24 protein-coding genes and 4 pseudogenes are annotated in these 20,908 nt (G+C 59.8%); 11 read left to right on the top strand and 17 right to left on the bottom strand.

Annotated features, from left to right (window positions below; translation table 11 throughout):
- Nucleotides 1-122 precede the first annotated feature (122 nt).
- Nucleotides 123-650, top strand: a complete 528-nt coding sequence (locus tag AC1VON_RS22875; protein WP_483124925.1) for a hypothetical protein — start codon at nucleotides 123-125, stop codon at nucleotides 648-650.
- A gap of 71 nt (nucleotides 651-721) precedes the next feature.
- Here the strand turns inward: AC1VON_RS22875 and AC1VON_RS22870 are convergent.
- A pseudogene (locus tag AC1VON_RS22870) lies at nucleotides 722-1,651 on the bottom strand (tyrosine-type recombinase/integrase); the annotation flags it as partial.
- Between the two features lie 27 nt (nucleotides 1,652-1,678).
- On the opposite strand from AC1VON_RS22870, the gene AC1VON_RS22865 reads away from it, so the two are divergent.
- Nucleotides 1,679-2,131 carry a hypothetical protein gene (locus tag AC1VON_RS22865; RefSeq protein ID WP_483124924.1) on the top strand — a complete coding sequence of 151 codons (453 nt, stop codon included), beginning with the start codon at nucleotides 1,679-1,681 and terminating at the stop codon, nucleotides 2,129-2,131.
- A 240-nt stretch (nucleotides 2,132-2,371) separates the two neighbouring features.
- Here AC1VON_RS22865 and AC1VON_RS22860 read toward each other — a convergent pair whose 3' ends face one another.
- Together AC1VON_RS22860 and AC1VON_RS22855 are read right to left on the bottom strand one after the other, a co-directional pair.
- Complete coding sequence (locus AC1VON_RS22860) at nucleotides 2,372-2,755, bottom strand: MgtC/SapB family protein (protein ID WP_483124923.1); 384 nt, start codon at nucleotides 2,753-2,755, stop codon at nucleotides 2,372-2,374.
- A gap of 281 nt (nucleotides 2,756-3,036) precedes the next feature.
- Complete coding sequence (locus tag AC1VON_RS22855) at nucleotides 3,037-3,297, bottom strand: hypothetical protein (protein ID WP_483124922.1); 261 nt, start codon at nucleotides 3,295-3,297, stop codon at nucleotides 3,037-3,039.
- Nucleotides 3,298-3,592: 295 nt separating this feature from the next.
- On the opposite strand from AC1VON_RS22855, the gene AC1VON_RS22850 reads away from it, so the two are divergent.
- The 3 genes from AC1VON_RS22850 (at nucleotide 3,593) to AC1VON_RS22840 (ending at nucleotide 4,481) form a co-directional block, all read left to right on the top strand.
- Nucleotides 3,593-3,781, top strand: a complete 189-nt coding sequence (locus AC1VON_RS22850; RefSeq protein ID WP_483124921.1) for a DUF2934 domain-containing protein — start codon at nucleotides 3,593-3,595, stop codon at nucleotides 3,779-3,781.
- Nucleotides 3,782-3,848: 67 nt separating this feature from the next.
- Nucleotides 3,849-4,031 carry a hypothetical protein gene (locus AC1VON_RS22845; RefSeq protein WP_483124920.1) on the top strand — a complete coding sequence of 61 codons (183 nt, stop codon included), beginning with the start codon at nucleotides 3,849-3,851 and terminating at the stop codon, nucleotides 4,029-4,031.
- A 39-nt stretch (nucleotides 4,032-4,070) separates the two neighbouring features.
- On the top strand, nucleotides 4,071-4,481 hold the full coding sequence (locus tag AC1VON_RS22840) for a DUF427 domain-containing protein (RefSeq protein WP_483124919.1): 411 nt from the start codon (nucleotides 4,071-4,073) through the stop codon (nucleotides 4,479-4,481).
- Nucleotides 4,482-4,523: 42 nt separating this feature from the next.
- Here AC1VON_RS22840 and AC1VON_RS22835 read toward each other — a convergent pair whose 3' ends face one another.
- Together AC1VON_RS22835 and AC1VON_RS22830 are read right to left on the bottom strand one after the other, a co-directional pair.
- The gene (locus tag AC1VON_RS22835) at nucleotides 4,524-4,943 is read right to left on the bottom strand and encodes an HD domain-containing protein (protein WP_172228319.1); all 420 of its coding nucleotides are present in this window, start codon (nucleotides 4,941-4,943) and stop codon (nucleotides 4,524-4,526) included.
- A gap of 24 nt (nucleotides 4,944-4,967) precedes the next feature.
- Entirely contained in the window at nucleotides 4,968-5,363 is a 396-nt protein-coding gene (locus AC1VON_RS22830; protein WP_483124918.1) for a GFA family protein, read from the bottom strand.
- A gap of 189 nt (nucleotides 5,364-5,552) precedes the next feature.
- On the opposite strand from AC1VON_RS22830, the gene AC1VON_RS22825 reads away from it, so the two are divergent.
- Nucleotides 5,553-6,161, top strand: a complete 609-nt coding sequence (locus tag AC1VON_RS22825) for a cysteine hydrolase family protein (RefSeq protein ID WP_483124917.1) — start codon at nucleotides 5,553-5,555, stop codon at nucleotides 6,159-6,161.
- 27 nt (nucleotides 6,162-6,188) lie between these two features.
- Here the strand turns inward: AC1VON_RS22825 and AC1VON_RS22820 are convergent.
- From AC1VON_RS22820 to AC1VON_RS22800, 5 genes and pseudogenes are all read right to left on the bottom strand, one after another.
- Nucleotides 6,189-6,631, bottom strand: a pseudogene (locus AC1VON_RS22820) (PPC domain-containing DNA-binding protein).
- Between the two features lie 23 nt (nucleotides 6,632-6,654).
- Nucleotides 6,655-6,972: a plasmid stabilization protein gene (locus AC1VON_RS22815; protein ID WP_127262154.1), complete on the bottom strand. Its 318-nt coding sequence runs from the start codon at nucleotides 6,970-6,972 to the stop codon at nucleotides 6,655-6,657.
- 74 nt (nucleotides 6,973-7,046) lie between these two features.
- A pseudogene (locus AC1VON_RS22810) lies at nucleotides 7,047-8,503 on the bottom strand (DHA2 family efflux MFS transporter permease subunit).
- Nucleotides 8,504-8,637: 134 nt separating this feature from the next.
- Nucleotides 8,638-9,831: an HlyD family secretion protein gene (locus AC1VON_RS22805; RefSeq protein ID WP_483124916.1), complete on the bottom strand. Its 1,194-nt coding sequence runs from the start codon at nucleotides 9,829-9,831 to the stop codon at nucleotides 8,638-8,640.
- A gap of 111 nt (nucleotides 9,832-9,942) precedes the next feature.
- A complete protein-coding gene (locus AC1VON_RS22800; RefSeq protein ID WP_172228329.1) occupies nucleotides 9,943-10,113 on the bottom strand; it encodes a hypothetical protein in 171 nt (56 codons plus the stop codon).
- A gap of 167 nt (nucleotides 10,114-10,280) precedes the next feature.
- On the opposite strand from AC1VON_RS22800, the gene AC1VON_RS22795 reads away from it, so the two are divergent.
- From AC1VON_RS22795 to AC1VON_RS22780, 4 genes are read left to right on the top strand one after another with little or no spacing between them, the layout of a single operon-like run.
- A complete protein-coding gene (locus AC1VON_RS22795; RefSeq protein ID WP_483124915.1) occupies nucleotides 10,281-10,898 on the top strand; it encodes a (2Fe-2S)-binding protein in 618 nt (205 codons plus the stop codon).
- Complete coding sequence (locus tag AC1VON_RS22790) at nucleotides 10,899-11,921, top strand: FAD binding domain-containing protein (RefSeq protein WP_483124914.1); 1,023 nt, start codon at nucleotides 10,899-10,901, stop codon at nucleotides 11,919-11,921. It abuts the gene before it with no gap.
- A gap of 3 nt (nucleotides 11,922-11,924) precedes the next feature.
- Complete coding sequence (locus AC1VON_RS22785; RefSeq protein WP_483124913.1) at nucleotides 11,925-14,204, top strand: xanthine dehydrogenase family protein molybdopterin-binding subunit; 2,280 nt, start codon at nucleotides 11,925-11,927, stop codon at nucleotides 14,202-14,204.
- 22 nt (nucleotides 14,205-14,226) lie between these two features.
- Nucleotides 14,227-14,688, top strand: a complete 462-nt coding sequence (locus AC1VON_RS22780; RefSeq protein ID WP_483124912.1) for a RidA family protein — start codon at nucleotides 14,227-14,229, stop codon at nucleotides 14,686-14,688.
- Nucleotides 14,689-14,741: 53 nt separating this feature from the next.
- Here the strand turns inward: AC1VON_RS22780 and AC1VON_RS22775 are convergent, their stop codons facing one another.
- Nucleotides 14,742-16,451, bottom strand: a complete 1,710-nt coding sequence (locus tag AC1VON_RS22775; protein ID WP_483124911.1) for an HAD family hydrolase — start codon at nucleotides 16,449-16,451, stop codon at nucleotides 14,742-14,744.
- 237 nt (nucleotides 16,452-16,688) lie between these two features.
- Between AC1VON_RS22775 and AC1VON_RS22770 the strand changes: the two genes are divergently transcribed.
- Nucleotides 16,689-17,195, top strand: a complete 507-nt coding sequence (locus AC1VON_RS22770) for a YciE/YciF ferroxidase family protein (RefSeq protein ID WP_172228339.1) — start codon at nucleotides 16,689-16,691, stop codon at nucleotides 17,193-17,195.
- Nucleotides 17,196-17,299: 104 nt separating this feature from the next.
- Here the strand turns inward: AC1VON_RS22770 and AC1VON_RS22765 are convergent, their stop codons facing one another.
- The 6 genes and pseudogenes from AC1VON_RS22765 to AC1VON_RS22740 all read right to left on the bottom strand — a co-directional run bounded on the left by AC1VON_RS22765 (nucleotide 17,300) and on the right by AC1VON_RS22740 (nucleotide 20,903).
- The gene (locus tag AC1VON_RS22765) at nucleotides 17,300-18,271 is read right to left on the bottom strand and encodes an SDR family oxidoreductase (RefSeq protein ID WP_483124910.1); all 972 of its coding nucleotides are present in this window, start codon (nucleotides 18,269-18,271) and stop codon (nucleotides 17,300-17,302) included.
- A 331-nt stretch (nucleotides 18,272-18,602) separates the two neighbouring features.
- Nucleotides 18,603-18,653, bottom strand: a pseudogene (locus AC1VON_RS22760) (hypothetical protein); the annotation flags it as partial.
- Nucleotides 18,654-18,928: 275 nt separating this feature from the next.
- The gene (locus AC1VON_RS22755; protein WP_483124909.1) at nucleotides 18,929-19,603 is read right to left on the bottom strand and encodes a methyltransferase family protein; all 675 of its coding nucleotides are present in this window, start codon (nucleotides 19,601-19,603) and stop codon (nucleotides 18,929-18,931) included.
- Between the two features lie 18 nt (nucleotides 19,604-19,621).
- The gene (locus AC1VON_RS22750) at nucleotides 19,622-19,972 is read right to left on the bottom strand and encodes a hypothetical protein (RefSeq protein WP_483124908.1); all 351 of its coding nucleotides are present in this window, start codon (nucleotides 19,970-19,972) and stop codon (nucleotides 19,622-19,624) included.
- Nucleotides 19,973-19,996: 24 nt separating this feature from the next.
- On the bottom strand, nucleotides 19,997-20,581 hold the full coding sequence (locus AC1VON_RS22745) for a carboxymuconolactone decarboxylase family protein (protein WP_483124907.1): 585 nt from the start codon (nucleotides 20,579-20,581) through the stop codon (nucleotides 19,997-19,999).
- Nucleotides 20,568-20,903: a hypothetical protein gene (locus tag AC1VON_RS22740; protein ID WP_483124906.1), complete on the bottom strand. Its 336-nt coding sequence runs from the start codon at nucleotides 20,901-20,903 to the stop codon at nucleotides 20,568-20,570. Before AC1VON_RS22740 ends, AC1VON_RS22745 begins: the two co-directional genes overlap by 14 nt.
- Nucleotides 20,904-20,908 lie beyond the last annotated feature (5 nt).

Raw genomic sequence — 20,908 nt, 5'->3', positions numbered from 1 at the left:
TTCCGAGCGTTTTCACCACAGATTTCCCTCATCCGGTTCCAGATGAGGGCTTCAATTATATCTGATTTCCAGTTATCTTAAATTCAGATACGACCGGCCGTGTCGAATTGGAGGAACCCAAGGTGACGCCATCAACCGCGACAAAACATGACCCTGTTCTCACCCTGTGGGCCGCATGGCATCGTGCCCAACATACCTCTCTGGTGCTTTGCAGGATGCAGCAGCGGTTGGAGACAAGAATTATCAGCAATACCGGAATTCAGGTATTGACCAACGGCGATTTCAACGAACAGTCCAAGCCACCGGACAGCGTCCGTCAATACGCAGTGGCTCAGGAGGCCGAAGTCTTGGCTGTGACCGAGGCGCTCAAACTTCAGGATGCGCTTCCAGAGGTCGCCGCTGTGTCGCTAGCTGGTATCTTGGCCAAGTTGGAGGTGATCGTCGGAGCGGACCGGGATATTGGCGATCCGACCGATTTCCCTTGGCCACACATCGATTCAGTAGTGCGCGACCTAAAAGCTATTGCGGGCCTTTTGCCGCCACCACAGTCTGATCGCTACACCACCCGCGCTGATGTTGCGAAGCATTTGAAACTGGCCGCCGAGCTTGTAGAGTCTCTGGAAGAGGGACGGGCAGAACGTATACGCTAAGCTGCGACATCGGTTGGTTTTCCAAAACCGGCTGAGAAACTAGCTCTACCCACGCCGACGATCACAGATAGTCATGCCGCTTCCTCGAGTGCGGCTTTATGCTTCTTCTTCGTCAGGATCTCCCGCACGAATTTGTCCCACCGCGCCATAGCAGCGCGCTTTTCTGGCATATAGTTCCAGCGATCGTAGCTCTTAGAACTGACGTCCTGTAGCGTGTGGTTCTGCAATCGGTCTCGAATCTCTTTCGAGAGCCCTGCCTTTCCGGCAAGCGTCTTCCACGTTCGCCTCAGATCGCGGTTTGTCACGACGGGGATGACCTCGCGATCGCGCTGGCGCCACATGAACGAATAGAGCGTGCCATGGCTGACCGGCTTGGACGGGTCGGTTGCGGATGGAAAAAACCAGCCAAATTCATTCGCTTTGATCGACTCGATAAGCTCCGCCGCAATCTTGGGCACCGGGATGGCGTGAGGCTTTCCATTCTTAGTTTTGGACCAATCGATGATGCGTTCGGCCGCATCCCATTGATCGACGTGTAGCCGAGCGATCTCCTCGACACGCTGGCCGGTCAGCATAAGAATTCTTACGGCGCGCGTGTAAGGGGGGTGAACCGGCGCATCGGGATATTCGAGCCAACGATAGAGACGAATAAATTCCTCTTCGTCCAACCAACGCGTTCCAACGTTTTTCGGTTCTGTCGGAATACCTGCAGCAGGATTGTATACGAGCCGAAAGCGACGAACCGAGGATGTGCGGTAGTCATGCTCGGATTTCAGCCCCCAACTGTATGCCGATCGAATATAGCTGCGAACATGATCGGCCATAGACCGTTTGCCTCGCTGATAGATCGGGCGAATGAGGTCCCTGATCTCGTCAGGCTCGATGTCGCGGGCAGGGCGGTTGCGACCGAGCGAATCGGCGATCTTGTTCAAGCCCTTTTCGGTCTCCTTCCAGGACGGTTTTCCATCTGCCTTGAGCGACGCGACGTAAGCCTCGAACAGATAGCTCTATGTTGAGAGGAGACCTGGATGGCAATTTACGGTCTGAGGGTTATCAGCTTCATCTTCGTCGCATTGGCCTTTGTCCCGGCCGGTGCGCACTTCTTCTCGATGTTCAACAAGATGAAGCTGGATGGAACGAGCTACTTGGCCGCGCAACGCGCGTACGACGGCTGGAGCCTGTTCGGCATCGTGGTGCTAGGGGCATTGTTCTCCACAGCCGCCTTGGCAGTCCTGCTCTACAGGTCAGGTGGGTCATTCGGCCTTGTTGTCCTTGCCTTCATCAGCATCGGTGCCACCCAACTTGCCTTCTGGACGCTGACCTATCCGATCAACCAGGCAACCCGGAACTGGACCGTTTTGCCCGAAAACTGGGAGTTGCTGCGGCGCCAGTGGGAATATTCGCACGCCGTCGCCGCCGGCCTCAATGCCTTGGCGTTGCTGGTCCTTTTCATATCAGCGCTTCGCGCTGCGGTGCGTTGAACGACCACGTCTTCACCGACGCGGCGATCGAGCGGGCTGTTGGAGGCGTCGCTTATCCAGATCTCCGGATGGAGCGTGTGACGAAGTCAATCAGTGCATAGGCTCGCGGACCAACTGGAACTTTGTGATTTCGCGTGCTGTTCGATCAATGCAAGCAACTCCGTTGGCGGGCCGCTACGATCCGGCCGGGTCCAGCCAGTTTCGAAGGAAAATAACGGATCGTCGCGATCCGTGCGACGCTTAAGGCCGACCAACCGCACCCGGTAACCGAGCGCCTTGACGATTTCGGGCAGATCGTCCGCCTTTCCATCCTTCCACGTGACTTCCCAGCTCAGCACGGTGGTCGCGTAGAATGCGGAGGTCGATCCATTTCAGCACGAGAAGCGTCATCAAGGTTAGCAATGTCCCGGCCGCTCCCAAGCCATATTGACCACCGCCGAATGCCAAACCGATCGCCGTCATCACCCACGAGGTCGCGGCCGTGGTGATCCCACTGACAAGATCGCCTCGGCGAAGGATGGCGCCGCCACCGATGAAGCCGACGCCTGTCAACACGCCAAGCGGAAAGCGCAACACATCCATCGAGGCAAATGAATCGGGATTCTTGCCGCGTACTTCCAGCAATATGTTTGCCTGGACCATTGAAGGCGGCGGCCAGTCCGACGAGGATAGTCGTTCTGAAGCCCGCCGAATGACCGCGCGCTTCGCGATTCAATCCGGTCAACGGACCGGCAAGCACAGTCAAAACCAATCGCGCCGCGATATCTGCCAGTCTGGACTTAGAGGCATGGCGGGACCCGAATTGGAAGGTCGATTGTCCTGCAATCCAATTCTCGGGCGCGCTTTAGGTTCCGCGCCGAGTCGGGCGGGCGCGCAACAGCGGTAGCAAATTGAAATCCGCAGTACTAGCGGCGCGGGCGACGCAGTGGGATGCGCACGACATTCTCCGGTCCAGGCAGGTCAAAGGCCATGGCCAATTGGCGCACAGAGGCCATCTCCACGATCAATTCTTCGATCGAACGATTTGGCAAACCAGTCTTCACCCGCTGCCTCACCCTGGTCGCAAGCTCATGAACTCGCACCGGGACGAAAAGCGGGCTGTCATCCAACAGCTTGCTGATTTCAATGACGACATCGGCGTCAATGTCCTTCGGCAATTCCCGCATGGGCGTCACCTTGCTCTCGAAGCAACGGCCGTCACATCTTTCAATCCGACGGGGTTGAGGCACCGCGCGCCGGGCGTGGAACGGAAGAGGGTATGCAGGCACGCATCGATAGTCGGATTGATAAATCTGCCCGCCTCGGTGTGTCATCAAAAAATGTTGGTACGGAAATTACCAAGCTGCTCCTTCACGCAAGCCACCGGCGCCTTGCCCGGGATCGCGGCTCCGGCGGCAGCCACTGCCGAAGGGAACAAAAAATATCATCTGGAATTGAGACTGATGATCGGAGGATCGAGTCATGGACAGCAGGGAAGCGCGCATCAAACGGCGAGCCTACGAAATTTGGGAGCGGGAGGGCCGTCCTGCCGGACGAGAGCAGGAACACTGGGACCAGGCCGTACAGGAAATAGAGGCGGAAGGCCCGGAGGCCGAACGCGTATCGGCCGCTCCAATGGTTGGAGTTGGCTCGAAAAGCAGCAGCGGTTGAAGACCCACCCAAGCAACCAAGACGCCTGAGCTTCGTTGGTCGATATCAACCAGAGGAGGCCTCGACAATGAAAACCTTGCCATTGCTAATCTTGCTCGCTGGTCTGGCGCTTGCTGCCTGCGACAATAGCACCGAGCCGACAAAAGCCAACACCGACACTGTCAACAAGAACCCGACGGTCGATCAGGATACCAGGCCCAAGTCTACGACTGGCGGTGACCAGCCAGCTACCGTGCCGCCGAGCAAATGACCTTCGATCTCATAACGCCTGTTGGCAAGGAGAACCGATATGCAAGCTTCAATCGCAACTGCAACACACAACCCGCACCAACTGACCATAGAGCCGTTTGCCGGCACAGTGACGGTACGATTTTCTGACGCCATTGTTGCTGCGACGGACCGAGGTAAGGTGCTTAGGGAAGAGGGCTATGAGCCTGTTTTCTACATCCCTTTCGACGATATTTATTTCGACCTTTTTGAAAAGACCAACACCACCACCAAAAGTCCATCGAAAGGCACCGCCAGCTATTGGCGTGTCCATGCCGTGGGAAGCGCGGCTGACGATTTCATGTGGGCCTATGAGACTCCTCAGGCCGGGGCGAGGGCAATAGCGCGTCACGGCGCGTTCGACCCCGACAAGGCGCGCATCGATGTCGATCCGTTGGAGGACAAGCGGCATACGCCCCACGTCTTGGAGTAGCTCGCTCGTGCGCACACCGAGCCGGGCTGAGCCTCGGGTATGTTAGCGGCGCGGAAACTCCTCATCAAGAATGCGTAGTGCCTCTTCGTATTTGACAGTAGATGCCCCAACTTGTCGCGCCTGCCAGATATTGTCTTCCAGATCCGCGCGCTTTACCGGCAGCGCCAGCGGGTTAGATGCAGCGCGTCGCACAAACGCGAAATAATCCTCGCCGTCCCTGCGTGAAATGGCGTCAACAGCCGAAGCAATCGCCGGTCCGAAACCCGCGTCTTCGATCTTGGTCCGGTTCCAGCCTTCGCCCTTTTCCAGCACGTCATGAAGATAGGCGACGACCTTCTGATCCATCGTTTCGACAACATCAACGACACGCCGACAATGCTCGATGTAAGGCTGGCCGGTCTTGTCGCGTTGCGATGCATGGACCTCTTCAGCGATCTTGGCGGCCCGGTAAAAGATGCTCATCTGGCTTCCCCTTCAGGCATGGTTTCACCATCGCTCCTCGGTATCGTGTTGCGGCAGCTCTATTCCACAGCAAACCCAGGCAAGTCGCTGCCCCGACCCATAGTTGTAGCGCGGCTCCAGTTGGGCCGGATCGTCGAACGTCCCAACATGCAGCGCGATCTCGTCGGGCGATGCGTCATAGGAAAGGCTGAGCGGCGATCCGCAGCTGAAGCAGAATCCCCTCTGGGCGATCGGCGACGATCTGCGATAGGTTGGCGTCGCATTGATCCAGGCCACGCTTTGAGAAGGCACCCAGGCCAGGACCGCGAATGCGCTGCCGGTGGCTCGCCGGCACATGTCGCAATGGCAGTAGTGCACTCTCGGCTTGCCTCCAACGCGAAAGCGGACGGTGCCGCAGAGACATCCTCCGCTCAGTTCCATGGTGGTGTCCCGGCTGATTTACGGCCCCCGTCGCGTGGTTTCATGCGAGTAGCTCCATTCGCCTCGGCGGAAACGCCACTCATTCGCGTCGGTTCCTGTGCTATCTCAGGAACCAGTCCCGGCACGTGGCGTTGCCTGTCTTTGCTAGGAAGCTGTTGTGGACACATACCGCCGGTCGGAGACGCGCTGATGTCGATGCCAGGCTTGGCCTATGGTCCCCTTGGCGATCGATGCATGCATGTCTGCGTGGATATGCAGAGGTTGTTTGCCGAGCCGTCTCAATGGGCAACACCCTGGATCACCCGTGTTCTGCCACAAGTCGAAAGACTGGTCGAAAGACGCGCGCCGCAGACGGTCTTTACGCGGTTCCTGCCCGCCCCAAAGGTGGGGCAAGGCGTCGGCACGTGGAAGCGCTACTACGAGCGTTGGGCTTCGATGACGATCGAGACGATCGGACCCGAAATGGCCGAACTGTTGCCGTCATTGGCCGCTTATTGCCCGCCAGCGGCAATCATCGACAAGCACATATACTCGCCCTGGTTCGAAGGGAGCCTCCGAGCTCTTCTGATGGCGCGCGATATCGATACACTGGTCATCACGGGTGGCGAAACAGATGTATGCGTTCTGGCCACGGTGCTCGGGGCCATCGATTTCGGCTATCGCGTGGTTCTGGTCACGGACGCGCTGTGCAGCTCTTCCGACGCAACCCACGACGCGCTGCTGACCGTCTATCATCAGCGGTTTGCACAGCAGGTCGAGACAGTCGAGATGGAGACAGTTCTCTCGAACTGGACGTAAACCGCCCTGCCGATCGGTCCTTGAAGCTCAAGAGTCCAGATCGATAAGCGCAACACCGAGTTCCGGACGCTTGCTGCGGCGCAGATGGCCTGGGGCTTCTACCAGCGTGACTTCCAGCGTTGGCCGAACGATGCCTTCAAGCAGGTGCCCACCCCGGGTGGTGCCGTCGCTCAATCCGAGCACCGCATGGACGTGCAGGCTGGGCTTGCCATCGTCGCCCAGCGCAATATCGCCGATCGCGCTCAGCACTTCGCATTGTTCGTCGATCGGGATCTTGCGGTAGGTCTTAGCATTCAGGTCAAACCACCCGACGGTGGCTCGTTCGAACGCACCGATGGCGGTCAACGAAGCGCTGCCGACCGTCTGCTCGACCGCGAAGGCGGTAAGCTTGGCGAATGCTTCTTCACCGGGGTCCAGCACCACGACGAATGTCCTTGTCCGCTGTCCTCGTTGACGAGTTGTGATTTCATGTCTGCGCTCCGGGCATCGCCAGTCAATGCGCGCGGTGTTCGGCGTTCCGTTTGCGGGTGGCTGCGGCCTTCTTAGCCGATTCCGATCGGCTTGCGGATGAGCGCGACGCCGATGCCTTGCCGCCGATTCTACCGCCCTTGTGTGCCGCCGGATTGCCTGTGTGCTCGCCGCGTCCGGAGCCGCCTTCCTTCTTGCCGCCGCCATCATCCTTGTTGACGGTCGCCCATGCGCGACGCTCGGCTTCCTTGTCGGAAACCCCACGCTTCTCGTAGCCCTCGGCAATGTGGTCGGCCTTGCGTTCCTGTTTGTCGGTGTATTTCGATTTGTCACCGCGTGGCATGATTGTTTCTCCCTTGTTGGATAGGGTCTGAACGGAAAGCCAGCGACGGGGTTCCAGCGCCGACGATATTTCAACTAGCGCTTGTCATGCTTTGGAGACCGCAGAAGCAAGGCGAGGGGAACAAATAACGCCGTCACGATTGCGCAGTAGCGAAAGACGTCGACATAAGCGAGCAGCGAAGCCTGGCGCGCGATCAACTGCCCAATCCAGCCGGCGGCCTGTTGCTTGGCCTGGAGCATGGTCGATCCCTGGGCAACAAAATGCTCGGTCACTTGATGCAGCACCTTTTGGTAGGCGGGAGACGATTGTGCCGTGTGGCTGACAAGGTTCGCCTGGTGGAGCTGCGCATTCTGGGCGATCACCGTGTTGGACAGCGACACGCCGATGCTGCCGCCGATGTTGCGGGCTACATTGATCAGCGCCGACGCCTGGTTGGTCTTCTGCGGAGCGAGACCGACGTAAGCCGCCGTCGAAATGGGGATGAACAGGAACGGCAGGCCGATCATCAGGAAGACGCGCGCAAAGGCAAAGAAACGGAAGCTGGCGTCCGGGGCAAGCGACGTCATATGCCACAGGGCGACCACCACAACGGACATGCCCATCATGATCAGATATTTGGGCTGAACGATGCCTGCGGCAAATCCCGAAATCGGCATCAGCATCAGCATGGCGATGCCGCCGGGCATCATAGAGAGACCCGACAGGGTCGCCGTATAGTCGAAGGCGGTTTGTTGCAGCTGCGGCATCAACTGCGTGGTGCTGAACAGCACGGCGCCGACCGCCATCATCACCAGGAATGACGTGCCGAACTGACGACTGAACAGCAGGCGGATGTCGACGATCGGATCGCGGTGGCGGAATTCCCATGGGATCAGCAGCAGGAACGAGATCGCCGAAACCACAGCGAAAGCCGTGATGAAACTCGATGCGAACCAGTCGTTTCGCTGACCCTCATCAAGGAAGATTTCCAGGCAGCCAAGCGCCGTGGCGACCAGGATGAACCCGACCCAGTCGATTCTGAGGCCGCCCTTCAACCGTTCCTGCCGTTCGCGCTCGAGCACATCGGGCTCGACCAGCAGCCACTGCACCAGGGCAAGCGACATGATGCCGAACGGCACGTTGATGAAGAAGATCCAGTGCCAGGAGAAATTGTCGGTCAGCCAGCCACCGATGGTCGGCCCGACGGTCGGCGCGACGATGACGGCGATGCCATAAAGCGCGAACGCCTGAGAGCGTTTTTCGGGGGAAAGGTATCGGCAAGGATAGACTGTTCGCTTGGAGCCATGCCGCCGCCGCCGAGGCCTTGCAGGATTCTGAAGACGATGAGCATTTCCAGGTTGGGCGCTAGGCCGCAAAGCAGCGATGCGATGGTGAAGGTCGCTACACAAAGCATGTAATAGCGCTTGCGGCCGATCACGCTGGCCAGCCAGCCGCTGACCGGAATGATCACCGAATTGGCGACCAGATAGGTGGTGATCACCCAGGTGCTTTCGTCCATTCCCGCCGCCAAGCTGCCGGCGATGTTGCGCAGGGCGACGTTGGCGATCGAGGTGTCGAGCACCAGCATGAAGGTGGCGATCGAGACGACGACCGCGATGAGCCAGGGATTGCGACCACCGGCGGCGGACCGGCTTTCGCTCGCGCCACCGGCCATTTCGACGGCGCTCATCTCACCTTGACTGTCGGCACCACCGACAGCCCCGGACCGAGCAGCACGCCCGGCGGTTGGTCGAAGACGATCTTCACCGGCACGCGCTGCACCACCTTGACGAAGTTGCCGGTGGCGTTTTCGGCCGGCAGCAGGCTGAAGGCAGTGCCGCTGCCCGCTTGGATGCTGTCGACGCGGCCGTGGAAGGTTTTTTCGGGATAGGCGTCGATATCGATCTCTACCGGCTGTCCCGGCCGCATCAGGTCGAGTTGGGTTTCCTTGAAATTGGCCTTCACCCAGACCTCGTCTGGAACGAACATCATCAGCACCTGGCCGGGCTGGGCGTAGGTGCCCTTGGCGACCGTAACACTGGTAGCGCGGCCGGCAACAGGCGCGCTTATCGTGGTGCGTGACAGTGTGGCGCGCGCCTGCTCCTGGCTCGCCTTGGCCTGATTGAGTTTGGCTTGCGCGCTCTCTTCCTGCGCCTGCAGAACAGTGACCTGGCTCTTCGCGGCAGTCACGTTTGCTCCAGCACTGTCGAGGGCGGCCTGGTCCTGGCGCAGGGTCGAAGCGGCCTGTTCCGCCTGCTGTTGAGTGGAGGTTCCCTTGGCCAGCAGTTCGCGGTTGCGCTCGTCCTCCGCCTTGGCGAAATCGAGCGCGGCCTGGGCTTGCGCCACCTGCTTCTGCGCCGCATCGATCTTGGCGTTTTGTGCTTCGATCTGTGCTTCGACATCGACAATGTCAGCCTGCGCGGAGGCCACGCCGGCATTGGCCTCCGCCAGGCTCGCCTGATAGTCGCTGTCATCGATGCGCAGGAGCACATCGCCGGCTTTCACCGGCTGGTTGTCGGTAACAGCGACATCGGTGATGCGGCCCGATATCTCGGCACCGATCGTCACGGTGCGGGCATCGACGAATGCATCGTCGGTCGATTCATACTGGCGCGCGTTCAGCCACCACAGGACCAGCCCGATGGCAGCGAGCAGCAACACGATCAGGATCGCGATGGAGATGAAGGGGTGCCGTCGTGGGAAACTCAGCAGGCTGGGCTTTGGTTTTTCCGGCTGCCCGTCGGGCCTTTTGGGCTCTGAAGTGGTGGCCTCAGCCGCATCGTCCCTGCGTTTTGGCGAGGCGTCGGATTTGACTTTGCGCGATGAGCCGCGCGTGTCGCTGGTTTCGTCGGGTTCTTTGGTTTCGTTTTTCGCGTCCACGGGAGAACTCTCAAGAAGATGCCAACCGTTTTCGACAGTGGCGAATCAACGACAGCCGCTCGCAAAAGGTTCCTGACGACCGATAATTGTTTCGCGCCTGGTGAAGTCGGTTCAGGCGATTGAGACCCTGACCACGATCGCCAGGATCACGCTGCCGACCAACCCGGCTATGAAGGTGATCCGACGTGTGCGCGTTCGCAGGATGATCTCACCTTGTCGTGCCTGCTCCGCCGAGAATACAGGCCCATCGTCACTGTTCTTGTCATGCCGATCATCGCTCATGATCGTTTGCCTTGGTGCTCACGAAAGACAACTATCGGCCGGCAGTTGAAGTTCCAGATGCGTCGATGCAGCCAAACAAAAAAAGCGATCACAGGCACGTGAGGACGGAACTTTGCTCTTTGCGGTTGGTTGGGTCCGCTTAAGACCCAGCCAGCCCGGAGCCAGCCATGTCCGAAGCCAAAATTGCCAGTGGCCTGAGCAGACGCATGTTCATGACGGCCTCTGTTTCGGCGGTAGCGGCAATGCCGCTTGTCCAATCCGCGAAGAGCGCTGACCAGCCAACGTCCGCCAAGCCGGCCCAACCGCGTGACTTGTCGGCGGTTTCAATGCGTATCAACAAACAGCCCTACAACCTGGCGCTCGACAACCGCACTAGCCTGCTAGACGCTCTGCGCGACCATGTTGGCCTGACCGGCACAAAGAAAGGTTGCGATCACGGGCAGTGCGGTGCGTGCACCGTTCTTGTCGACGGAAAACGGGTGCTCTCGTGCCTGAGTTTCGCCGTCATGAACCAGGGCCGCGAGATCACCACGGTGGAAGGCCTGGTTTCGACCAACGGCGAACTGCATTCCGTCCAGCAGGCGTTTGTCGATCACGATGCCTTTCAATGCGGCTATTGCACACCGGGCCAGATCATGTCCGCCATCGGGTGCATCAACGAAGGCCACGCTGGCTCGGAAGATGATATTCGCGAATATATGAGTGGCAATCTGTGCCGCTGTGCGGCCTATCCCAACATCGTTGCGGCGATCGTCCAGGCCCGCGACGAGATCAGGAGGGCCTAGATGCGCCCCTTCGTTTATGAAAGCCCAACCAGCGTCTCCGCAGCGGTCGCCATGGCGTCGCATGCCGGTGATGGGCAGAGCCCGCCGACTGCGGCCGACGCGCAGTTTATTGCCGGTGGCACCAATCTGGCCGACTACATGAAGCTCGGTGTGGCGCAACCGGAACGATTGATCGATCTCAACTCTCTGGCCGAACCCGCCTTGCGACAGATCAGGATAGAGGATGACGCCATTCGCTTCGGGGCGTTGGTTCGCATGAGTGAAGCAGCCGACAACCGGGATGTCAGGCACCGTTGTCCGCTGCTAGCCGACAGTCTGAAATTCGCCGCCAGCGGCCAGCTTCGCAACATGGCTAGCCTTGCTGGCAATGTGCTGCAGCGGACGCGCTGCGAGTATTTTCGTGAAACCTCCTGGTCATGCAACAAACGTCAGCCGGGCTCCGGCTGTGCTGCGATGGAAGGGTTCAATCGCCAGCACGCCGTTCTCGGCACAAGCGATGCCTGTATCGCAACCTATCATGGCGATTTCGCGCAGGCGCTAGTTGCGCTCGGCGCGACCGTCGACATTGAGGGCAGGCGGGGAAGGCGAACCCTTGCCTTCGCCAAGCTGCATCGGCGGCCAGGCGAAACGCCCGACATCGAAACGGATCTCGCAGCCGACGAGCTCATCACCGCCATCGAAGTGCCACTCGCGCCGTGGAGCAGCCGGTCCCGTTATTTGAAGATACGTGACCGCGAATCTTACGCGTTTGCGCTGGCGTCCGCGGCTGTCGCGCTCGACATGGACGGCGACACGGTCAGGAGTGCGCGTATCGCTCTCGGCGGCGTAGCGACCGTGCCGTGGCGGGCGAGCGCGGCGGAAGACACGCTCAAGGGCAAGGTGCTTGATGAGTCTGCGGCCCAAGCAGCCGCCGACGTCGCCTTCGCCGATGCCAAGCCGCGCGAACACAACGCATTCAAGATAGCGCTCGGCAAGCACACGCTGGTGCGGGCGCTGCTCGAAACCCGTGACATGAAGGTCTGAGCCATGAATCAAGCCGCGCCAGTTCCCAAAGACAATCAGGGCGATCCCGTTGTTCGGATCGACGCCCGGCTGAAGGTTACCGGACAGGCCAGTTATCCTGCCGACATCGCCACGGCCAACGTTGCCTACGGCGTCCTTGCCACCAGCAGCATCGCACGGGGCAAGGTGTCCAAATTCCAGACGGAAGATGCCAAGGCGGTGCCCGGTGTGCTGGACATCGTCACCTATGGCGACATGGACAACACCGACAAGCCGAAATTCGGCAACACCGGCGCAAGTTCTATTGGGCCATTGCATGACAAGACGATTTTCCACGATGGCCAGATCGTCGCTCTGGTTGTTGCCGAGACCTTTGAGGCGGCGGAGGAAGCGGCGACGTTGATCCGTGTCGCCTATGCGGACGAACAACCCAGCGCTACCTTCGATTCCAAAGGCGTGAAGGTAGGGCCGGCGGCTGGCAAAAACCCGATGTTCAAGGAAGATGCCAAAGCCGGCGACTTCGATGCCGCCTGGGCAAATGCTGCTGTGAAGATCGACGAAAGATACTCTACACCGACCCAGCATCACAACCCGATCGAACTGTTTTCGACCACGGCCATATGGCACGGCGATCAACTGACGATCCATGAGCCATCGCAGAACGTGACCGGCTGGAAGATGGAACTGGCACGCCAACTGAAGCTCGACCCGGCCAACGTTCGGATCATCAGTCCCTATATCGGCGGGGCCTTCGGCTCGAAGGGGCCGATGACGGCCCGCACGGCCATCGTCGCCGTCGCCGCGCGGCGAATTGGCCGTCCAGTTCGCTGCGTCGTCAGCCGCGTACAGGCCTTCGGCACGCAGACTTATCGCGCCGAGACGCGGCATCGGATCCGCATAGGCGCCGGCAAGGACGGCCGCATCACGGCGTTCGGACATGAGGGGTGGGAGGTGACGTCACGCCCTGACCCTTATGTCGTCGGCGGCACGTCCACCACCGCCCGTATGTACAATTACGGCTCTGTCCTCACGCATGTTTCGCTGGTCCACGCCGACCGCAACACGCCTGGATATATGCGGTCACCACCAGAAACGCCTTACGTCTATGCACTCGAGAATGCCATGGACGAAATGGCCGTCGCGCTTGGCATGGACCCAGTCGCGTTTCGCCGCATCAATGAGCCGGACAAGGAACCGATCGGCGGCAAGCCATTTTCCAGCCGCTCGCTCATCAAGTGCTACGATCAGGCGGCGGAGGCCTTTGGCTGGGCGAAACGCGAGCCGAAGGCCGGCTCGATGCGTGACGGCGACTGGCTGGTAGGCATGGGGTGCGCGACGGCAATCTACCCGACCGCCGTCGCACCTTGCGCGGCCAGGGTTCGTCTCACCGCCGACGGCGCGGTTCGGGTCCAATGCGGTTCGCATGAAATCGGCACTGGTGTTCGCACCATAGCAGCACAGATGGCAGCCGAAAGGCTGGGTGTCGGCATCGCAAAGATCAGCGTCGAGATGGGCGACAGCGCCTTGCCGCCGGCACCGGTGTCGGGCGGCTCGATCTCGACGGCGAGCGTCTGCTCCGCGGTGATGATGGCCTGCGATGCAGTGCGCGGCAAGCTGTTCGCGGCCGCGGCGGGCAACGACGGTCCCCTTGCCGGTTCGGGCAACGCGAAACTGGATATGGCGGATGGGAAAGTCGTTACGGAGACTGGCAAATCGGTGAAGCTGGCCGACGTCTTCAAGGCCATGCAGGTCGGCGCCATCGAGGAATATGCCGAGTTTGCACCCAAGGGTTCTTCGCCGGAGGCCCTCAAGAAACTCTATGCCGGACAGCCGGAATTTCACGGTGGGGAAGGCGACAAGGATTCGGTCAAATATGCCTTTGGCGCCGAGTTCGTCGAAGTGCGCATCAACCGCTACACCCGTGAAGTCAGGGTGCCGCGCATCGTCGGTGCCTTTGCTGCCGGGCGCATCATGAACACGCGGACCGCGCGCAGCCAATTGATGGGCGGTATGATCTGGGGCATCGGCCAGGCTTTGCACGAGTCAACGGAAATCGATCGGCGGCAGGCGCGCTACGTCAACCGCGACCTGCAGGACTATCTGGTGCCGGTTAACGCGGATATCAAAAAGGTTGACGTGATCCTCGTGCCGGAAGTCGATCACGAGGTCAATCCTGCCGGCGTCAAGGGGCTGGGCGAACTCGGCAACGTTGGAACAGCCGCTGCCGTGGCAAGTGCGGTCTACCATGCTACCGGCAAGCGTATCCGCGATCTGCCGATCAGGATCGACGATTTGATAGACTGACGATTTGGGGCACTGGACTGACGTGGAACTGGTAACCCATAAGAAATTCAAAAACGGCAGGTTGATGCCGTGGGGAAAAGGCACGGTCGTTAGCGGAGCAAAGGGATTTGTCTACCTTTGCGGAAACACGGCAACCGCCGACGATTACGATCCAGCTGGAAAAAAGGGAGGCGGCTTCACTGGCGATGCAGCGGCACAGTGGCGCGCCATTCTGACGAACATCAAAACAGATCTGGAAGAACTCGGTAGCGCGCTCGACTACCTCATCCGGCTGACCTTCTTCATCAAGGGGCCATTCCCCGATGGCGGCGTTCTGAGTTCTCCCAATTTTCGCCTGGACGTGCTGGACGAGTTCTTTGCCGAGCATTGCCCGAAGCACTGCAGCTATAACAACCCGCCGCCCTCGGAGGTGATCGGGGTTGCAGCGCTTGCGCAAGCCGACATCGTTGTTGAAATTGTCGCGATGGCGGCGCTGCCTGATTGAATCGATTTTCCGTGTGCAACAGCGCTGGCTTAGTTACCCCTGGCTCTCGCGTATCATTCCGGCGCTGTGGCTGGAGCCGTGTAACGGCGGCGAACGGCATCGAGCACGCGCTTGCGGCTCTCCTCGGCCGATAATGTTTTGTCCTCTTCCGCCTCGGCCGTTTCGCGTGCGAGGTCCTTGTCCCTGATCTGATGTCGGAACCATTTGGAATAGTCGCCGGCATGCAAATGAAACGCCCAGGTCTTGTCGTCGATGCCCTCAGCGATCTGGGCAAAGATCATCAGATTGTGGGCTCTGAGGTTCATCGCATTGTCAGGGCCGTGGAAATAGAAGCTGCCTGCTTCATCTAGCTGGCCTTCGGCGTATTTGCGGCTGTGGCGCTTGAGTGACTGGCGCGGCTCGATCACCTTGACCGTTTTGACTTTCTTGCCTGCCTGCGGCCGCCAGAACAGCACGCGTGCGCCCTTGGGAGTTGGGATGGCCTTCGGTGCCTCAATGCCTGTCTCATGGCAGAAGACCTTCACCACGTCCTCCGCCTTGGGGCCAAGCGCAATGATAGCCGTCACCAGGCGCAACGCGTCGGTCGAGATCGCCTCGGGGTGAACAGTGATCAGGATTGTGCCCGGCAATTCCAGTGACAGGACAGCCCGCGTATCGTCGCGCCGCTTGGGCAGGAGATGATGCGCTTCGTCGATGACGAGCCAATGCGGCCTTGCGGTGCGGCGGCGAAAACTGCCGAGGCCGGGCAGCAGGTCCGCAAAGAAATCCGGCCTCTCACTGACGCGCAGCGCCAGTCCATTGACAACGATATTGCTGTCGGCCTTGGCGATCAGATCGAGCACCTGCGCCTTTGTCGGCGCGCTTGATCCGTCACCAAGCCGCACGGCGCCCTCAAGGCCGTCATAGTCTCCCTCGGGATCGAAGACGCAGAACTGAAACTTGCTCTCGACGAAGCGCTCCGTCAGCGCGGTGGCCAAGGTGGATTTACCGATGCCGGAACTGCCGGCAATGAGGACCGTGTCGGTCGGCGACAGATAGATATCGTCGCCACCGGCCGATCCCAGGACGATACCGTCGTGGCGCCTCGGTACGATCGCGTGATCATGCTTGATCATCTTGTCGATCAGCTGCTCCACGCCTTTGCCCCGTGCGCCACGCATGACCAGATTGGCTGTATTTTTGACCGAAGGAATTGCATTATCGACGGCGACGCTACAGCCACAGGCCTGCAGGAAGGCGTGGTCGTTTTCGGCATCGCCGACACCAACGACATTGTGTGGCGAGAGCCGAAGGTCCTGAAGGGCGGCAGCCAGTCCGGTAGCTTTGTTGATGCCGCTAGGCAGGACCATCACCGCGCCCTTGTTGAAGATGATTTCCAGTTCGAGGCCCATCTTCTTGATGACCTCGAGCACCGTGGCCTGATGGGGTTCCCAGGTAGCGACGATCGATCGCCCGACTGAAAGCGGCTTGACGCCCTGCTTCTTCAGCCTGGCGACGAATTTGGGCTCGGGCGCCGGTGAAATCACCCGCTCTTCCTCGCTGGCCGGTGTGTAGATCAGCGCGCCATTCTCGGCGACGACCTTGTCGAAGAGACTCACCTCGGAAAAGACGCGCTTGAGATCGGGCAGTTCACGGCCGGTGACCAGAACGAGCTTGCGGCCGCTTTTCTTGAACCGCTCGAGAGCAGAGAGCGTTTTCCGGGCAACCATGCCGTCATGAGCCAAAGTGCCGTCATAGTCCGTCGCCAATGCAATGAAATACATTCTCCCGACCTTTTACAGTTCTGGTTCGCGCTCCGGTTAGAACGTGTCATCGAGACAAAGGCTCCCCATCAGAGGAATTGCGGCTTTCGAAAAGGGGGTGACGGCTCCGCCCGGAAATCAGGAACCCATGCGGTATCGGCACGTTGACCGACAAGCCGGGACCATAGTCCCGGCCTTTGCGGGCGGCATGCAAACCCGCCGCCGAAATCCACACTGAGCGTAATGAAAGGCAAGGCCATGGGTTTCTTTTCGAAGGACATCAAGACACTCGATGATCTCTTCGTGCACACGTTGCGCGACATCTACTACGCCGAAAAGCAGATCGAGAAAGCGCTGCCGAAGATGATCGACAAGGCAACCGACCGCCAATTGAAAGCCGGATTCGAAAAACATCTCGGCCAGACCAGGGGCCATATCGAACGCGTCGAAGAGGTGTTCGAGTTGCACGGCGTCAAGGCCAAGGAGGTCAACTGCCCGGCAATCGACGGCATTCTCGAGGAAGCCGATGATGTGAGCGGCGACGTCGACGATAAGGAAGTTCTGGACGCGGCGCTGATTGCATCAGCACAGGCCGTCGAGCACTATGAAATGACCCGCTATGGCACGCTGATTGCCTGGGCCAAGGAGCTTGGCCGCACTGACTGCGCCAACGTGCTGGCCAAGAACCTCAGAGAAGAACAGGCGACCGATCGCAAGCTCACCGAAATGGCGGAAAGCAAGATCAACCTGCAGGCGGCCGAATAAGGCAACTCCATTGGCTGGCCGGCATACGCCGGCCAGCCCGCGCTGAGCAATCTCAGCGAGACGGGTCGACACCCGAAGCCGCTGATTGCTTACGTTCCACGCTGTCAGTAACCGCCGACCACCGGCAAGATTTCGCCGGTGATGTAGCTGGAGCAATGCGGCGAAGCGAGGAAGACATAGGCCGGCGCGAGTTCTTCTGGTTGCGCAGGTCGTTTCATTGGCGTGTCCGCGCCGAATTTTGACACGTCGTCTGCTTCTTTGTCCGACGGATTGAGCGGTGTCCACACCGGACCTGGCGCAACCGCGTTTACCCTTATTCCCTTGCCGATCAGATTGCCCGAGAGCGCGCGCGTGAAGGCGTGAATGCCCCCCTTGGTCATGGAATAGTCGACCAGTTGCTTTGAACCGTCGATGCCGGTTACCGAACCGGTGTTGATGATGGCAGAACCGGCTTTCATGTGCGGCACTGCTTCCTGTGCCATATGGAAATAGCCGTAGAGATTTGTCTTCAGCGTCGTATCGAAATGTTCCTCGGTCAGGTCGCTGAAATCGCTGGAATGGATCTGGAAGGCTGCATTGTTGACCAGCACGTCGATGCGGCCAAATTCCTTCACGGTCTCGGCCACCGCGTTGCGGCAGTGATCGCGATCGCTAACGTCGCCCTTGACCAGAATGCAGCGTCGTCCCTCCTTCTCCACTGCGGATTTGGTCTCTCCGGCATCCTTGTCTTCCGCGAGATAGATGATCGCGATGTCGGCGCCCTCACGGGCGAACAGAACTGCCACCGAACGGCCGATGCCGGAATCGCCGCCCGTGATGAGCGCTACTTTGTCTTCGAGTTTTTTCGACCCGAGATAGTACGGCGCATCGTATAGAGGGGCCGGCTCAATCGCCCATTCATGTCCCGGTTTCGGCTGATGTTGCTCGGGGAAGGGGGGCTCGGGATACTCGCGGGCGCCGGCCTGCATGGCGCCTTGCTGCTTGCCATTGGCTTTTGATTTGTCCTTGGCATCGACACCACGTTGGATATGGCGCTGTTTGGCCGCTTCGCCGGCTACTTCCGATTTCATCTGCATCATCGTCTCCTTGGCTTGGAGAGGGAACAACGCATTTCAGACGAAAAGGTTTATGGCCGACGCTCCATTCCTTCAAATCGGCGACACGCTCGAGAAATGGCCGTTGCAGTGTGGGCAAGCGGCCGATCACCTGAAAAGCCGCATTCCTGAATGTCTGCAGGACAGGACTGTCCGATTGCGCCACCGACAAGACACGCTCGCTGAGTTTGATCCAGTGCCGCCCTACCAGCCATCGCTCACCAGAGCAGCCGGCAAGCGTGCCTTCGACGAAACGCCTGGCAAAACATGCCGCATCTTCAATGCCGAGACTCATGCCACCGGCGCCCAGCGGAAAATGTGCATGCGTGGCATCGCCACCCAGGAACGTAGTCTGGTAGCGCATCGCTTGCCGCACGGGAATGTGGAACCGGTGAGTCCGCAAAAGACGGACGACCCTGTAAACGCCAGGGATGCGGGCAAGCGCACCATCAGTATTGGATACCGCGCGGTAGCGGTTTTGGCCAATCGGAATGACAAAGCCGACGTACGGCCTTTCGTCGATGTCGGCATCGGCGATGCTGTTCGCGGCTAAGTCAAATGGCAAATGTCGCTGCTGCCAGAACCATGGTGTGCTGACGTTTTCCACGAAAAGCTCGGGGCGGTTCACGAGCGATTTTCTCACCACATGCCGGGCAATAGCCGATAGCGCACATCGCGCGCGTACGCGTCGTAACCGTCCAATTCGTCACGCAGCATCGTTTCCTCGTCGAGGATGCGCAACACCAGGATCAGGAGGGTGGGAATCACGAAAATCATGCCCCACCAGGAGCCGAGCGCCAAAGGCGTTCCGAGCACCATGATCAGGACACCAAAGTACATCGGGTGTCGGACAATGGCGTAGGGGCCGGTCGTGATCACCGTCTGCCCTTCCATCTTCTCGATGGTCGAGGCCCCATAGCTGTTTTCGCGAAAGACACGCAAATCGATCATCAGTCCAAACGCCACGAGTGCGTTCCCGAGGACCGAGAGCCAGGCAGGAACCTGCGACCAGCCGAAACGATGGTCGAGCACCGAGGCCACCAGCACCAGGCACAAGAGGATGAAAGCCATCGTGATGATGATCTTCTGGGCGGGCCTGGCTTCCGCGACAGGTCCCGCCTTCATGCGGCGTTCAAGCAGGGCCGGGTCGGTCAAGGCGAGATAGAGGCCTATCGCATTGGTCGAAAGAGTGAAGACGACGATGAACGCCCATCCTTGCCAATAGGCCAGAGTGCCGGCCGGTACGAAAATGAGAAAGCCCAAGACGATGAGGCCGAGGATCATCGCCTTGAGGGTGCGCATCAGTAATCGCATCATGACCTCCGCTGGTTTCTACAGGCCCATCAGCGACAGCCCGACGACCAGGCCCATCAGGTAACAGCCGACATGCCTGCCGCGGCTGGCGACAGCGTTGCCGATCGCTGCGTAACCGTAAGCGACGACAGCCGCCGCGATGATCCAGCGCCGGGCGCTTTCGGATCCCAGAGTAGGCGCCACGATCAGCAGTGCGCCGATGCAGATCCAATCGATCGTACTGGCCTGCCAAACCATGCGGAGCAGGCGCTGGCTTCGGCGCGACTCGATGTGGACCTTCGGAAACACCTGCAATTCGGCCACGGCGCCATGCACCACGGCGACGAAGATCGCCAACGCGCCTGCGATCTGAAGTGCAAGATCCCTCATGGATCACCTCTTTCGTTTGCAGCCCTATGCGGCATAACCACGCTTGAGCAGCATGGTGGCGGCACGATCGAATTCCTCCGCCGAAGGCATAGCGAAATCGAGGGCATCGGCGTAGCGCGCGATGATGTTGAAGACCGTCGCCACGGCGATCGCGTCAAGTAGAGCGTCATCCGTCACCCCCGAACGAAGGGCCGCCGCTGCGTGTTCCGCCGACAACTCCATTGGGCGCAGCGTCATGGTCTCAAGGAACACCAGCGCTGCCTTGAGCGCCGGGGAAATCGGCGCAGAGCGGAAATCGGCGAGCACGGCATCGACCGATGGCCGTTTCATCGTCTTCGCCGCGACGGCGCCGTGGGCACCGATGCAAAAGGCGCTCGCATTCCATTTCGCGACCATGGCGGCCATCAGCTCACGCTCCGCGACGCTCCATGGGCTCGGACCGCGCATGGCCGCGTGCGTCCATGCGCCCATTGGCGTGCTGAAGAATTCCTTGTGATAGAACGCCACGCGAGCGGCATCCGGCAGCCGCATTCGCGAAACTATGGAAATGAAGCCGATGAGCAGGCGATGCGTGACCGTGTCACCGCGATCGATTTCAGGCAGACGCATGACGAGCCTCCTCAAGAGCTTTGATCGCACGCTCCCAGCGCAGCAGGGCCGCTCCGGTCGCCGCGGCCGCGATCAGCTCGAAGGCGGCCTTCTCGCTTCGGGCGGCAGCCAGAACATCCGCGACCTGTGCATCCGTCGTGCCGGATGCCGATTCGCCGATCTGGCGGGCAAGATCGTCGTATGGCGCTTCTATCGGCGGTCCACCTGCTGCGCGTGCTGCTGTCCTTTGCCGCAGCGCCGGGTCGGTCTCGCCTGACCCTTCAAGAACCCTGAGCCTCAACGTTTCGGCAAGTGCATAATGATCGGGTCGACTGGACGTCATCATAA

It is taken from the genome of Mesorhizobium sp. HAY1-8B, assembly GCF_056868045.1.
This window is presented reverse-complemented; position numbering and strand designations above follow the sequence as displayed.

What these genes read in the sequence shown, in the direction of transcription:
- AC1VON_RS22865 (WP_483124924.1), top strand. Translation starts at nt 1,679, where the DNA reads ATGGCAATTTACGGTCTGAGGGTTATCAGCTTCATCTTCGTCGCATTG.
- AC1VON_RS22855 (WP_483124922.1), bottom strand. Translation starts at nt 3,297, where the DNA reads ATGCGGGAATTGCCGAAGGACATTGACGCCGATGTCGTCATTGAAATC.
- AC1VON_RS22850 (WP_483124921.1), top strand. Translation starts at nt 3,593, where the DNA reads ATGGACAGCAGGGAAGCGCGCATCAAACGGCGAGCCTACGAAATTTGG.
- AC1VON_RS22845 (WP_483124920.1), top strand. Translation starts at nt 3,849, where the DNA reads ATGAAAACCTTGCCATTGCTAATCTTGCTCGCTGGTCTGGCGCTTGCT.
- AC1VON_RS22840 (WP_483124919.1), top strand. Translation starts at nt 4,071, where the DNA reads ATGCAAGCTTCAATCGCAACTGCAACACACAACCCGCACCAACTGACC.
- AC1VON_RS22835 (WP_172228319.1), bottom strand. Translation starts at nt 4,943, where the DNA reads ATGAGCATCTTTTACCGGGCCGCCAAGATCGCTGAAGAGGTCCATGCA.
- AC1VON_RS22830 (WP_483124918.1), bottom strand. Translation starts at nt 5,363, where the DNA reads ATGGAACTGAGCGGAGGATGTCTCTGCGGCACCGTCCGCTTTCGCGTT.
- AC1VON_RS22825 (WP_483124917.1), top strand. Translation starts at nt 5,553, where the DNA reads ATGTCGATGCCAGGCTTGGCCTATGGTCCCCTTGGCGATCGATGCATG.
- AC1VON_RS22815 (WP_127262154.1), bottom strand. Translation starts at nt 6,972, where the DNA reads ATGCCACGCGGTGACAAATCGAAATACACCGACAAACAGGAACGCAAG.
- AC1VON_RS22800 (WP_172228329.1), bottom strand. Translation starts at nt 10,113, where the DNA reads ATGAGCGATGATCGGCATGACAAGAACAGTGACGATGGGCCTGTATTC.
- AC1VON_RS22795 (WP_483124915.1), top strand. Translation starts at nt 10,281, where the DNA reads ATGTCCGAAGCCAAAATTGCCAGTGGCCTGAGCAGACGCATGTTCATG.
- AC1VON_RS22790 (WP_483124914.1), top strand. Translation starts at nt 10,899, where the DNA reads ATGCGCCCCTTCGTTTATGAAAGCCCAACCAGCGTCTCCGCAGCGGTC.
- AC1VON_RS22785 (WP_483124913.1), top strand. Translation starts at nt 11,925, where the DNA reads ATGAATCAAGCCGCGCCAGTTCCCAAAGACAATCAGGGCGATCCCGTT.
- AC1VON_RS22775 (WP_483124911.1), bottom strand. Translation starts at nt 16,451, where the DNA reads ATGTATTTCATTGCATTGGCGACGGACTATGACGGCACTTTGGCTCAT.
- AC1VON_RS22770 (WP_172228339.1), top strand. Translation starts at nt 16,689, where the DNA reads ATGGGTTTCTTTTCGAAGGACATCAAGACACTCGATGATCTCTTCGTG.
- AC1VON_RS22765 (WP_483124910.1), bottom strand. Translation starts at nt 18,271, where the DNA reads ATGCAGATGAAATCGGAAGTAGCCGGCGAAGCGGCCAAACAGCGCCAT.
- AC1VON_RS22755 (WP_483124909.1), bottom strand. Translation starts at nt 19,603, where the DNA reads ATGCGATTACTGATGCGCACCCTCAAGGCGATGATCCTCGGCCTCATC.
- AC1VON_RS22750 (WP_483124908.1), bottom strand. Translation starts at nt 19,972, where the DNA reads ATGAGGGATCTTGCACTTCAGATCGCAGGCGCGTTGGCGATCTTCGTC.
- AC1VON_RS22745 (WP_483124907.1), bottom strand. Translation starts at nt 20,581, where the DNA reads ATGCGTCTGCCTGAAATCGATCGCGGTGACACGGTCACGCATCGCCTG.
- AC1VON_RS22740 (WP_483124906.1), bottom strand. Translation starts at nt 20,903, where the DNA reads ATGACGTCCAGTCGACCCGATCATTATGCACTTGCCGAAACGTTGAGG.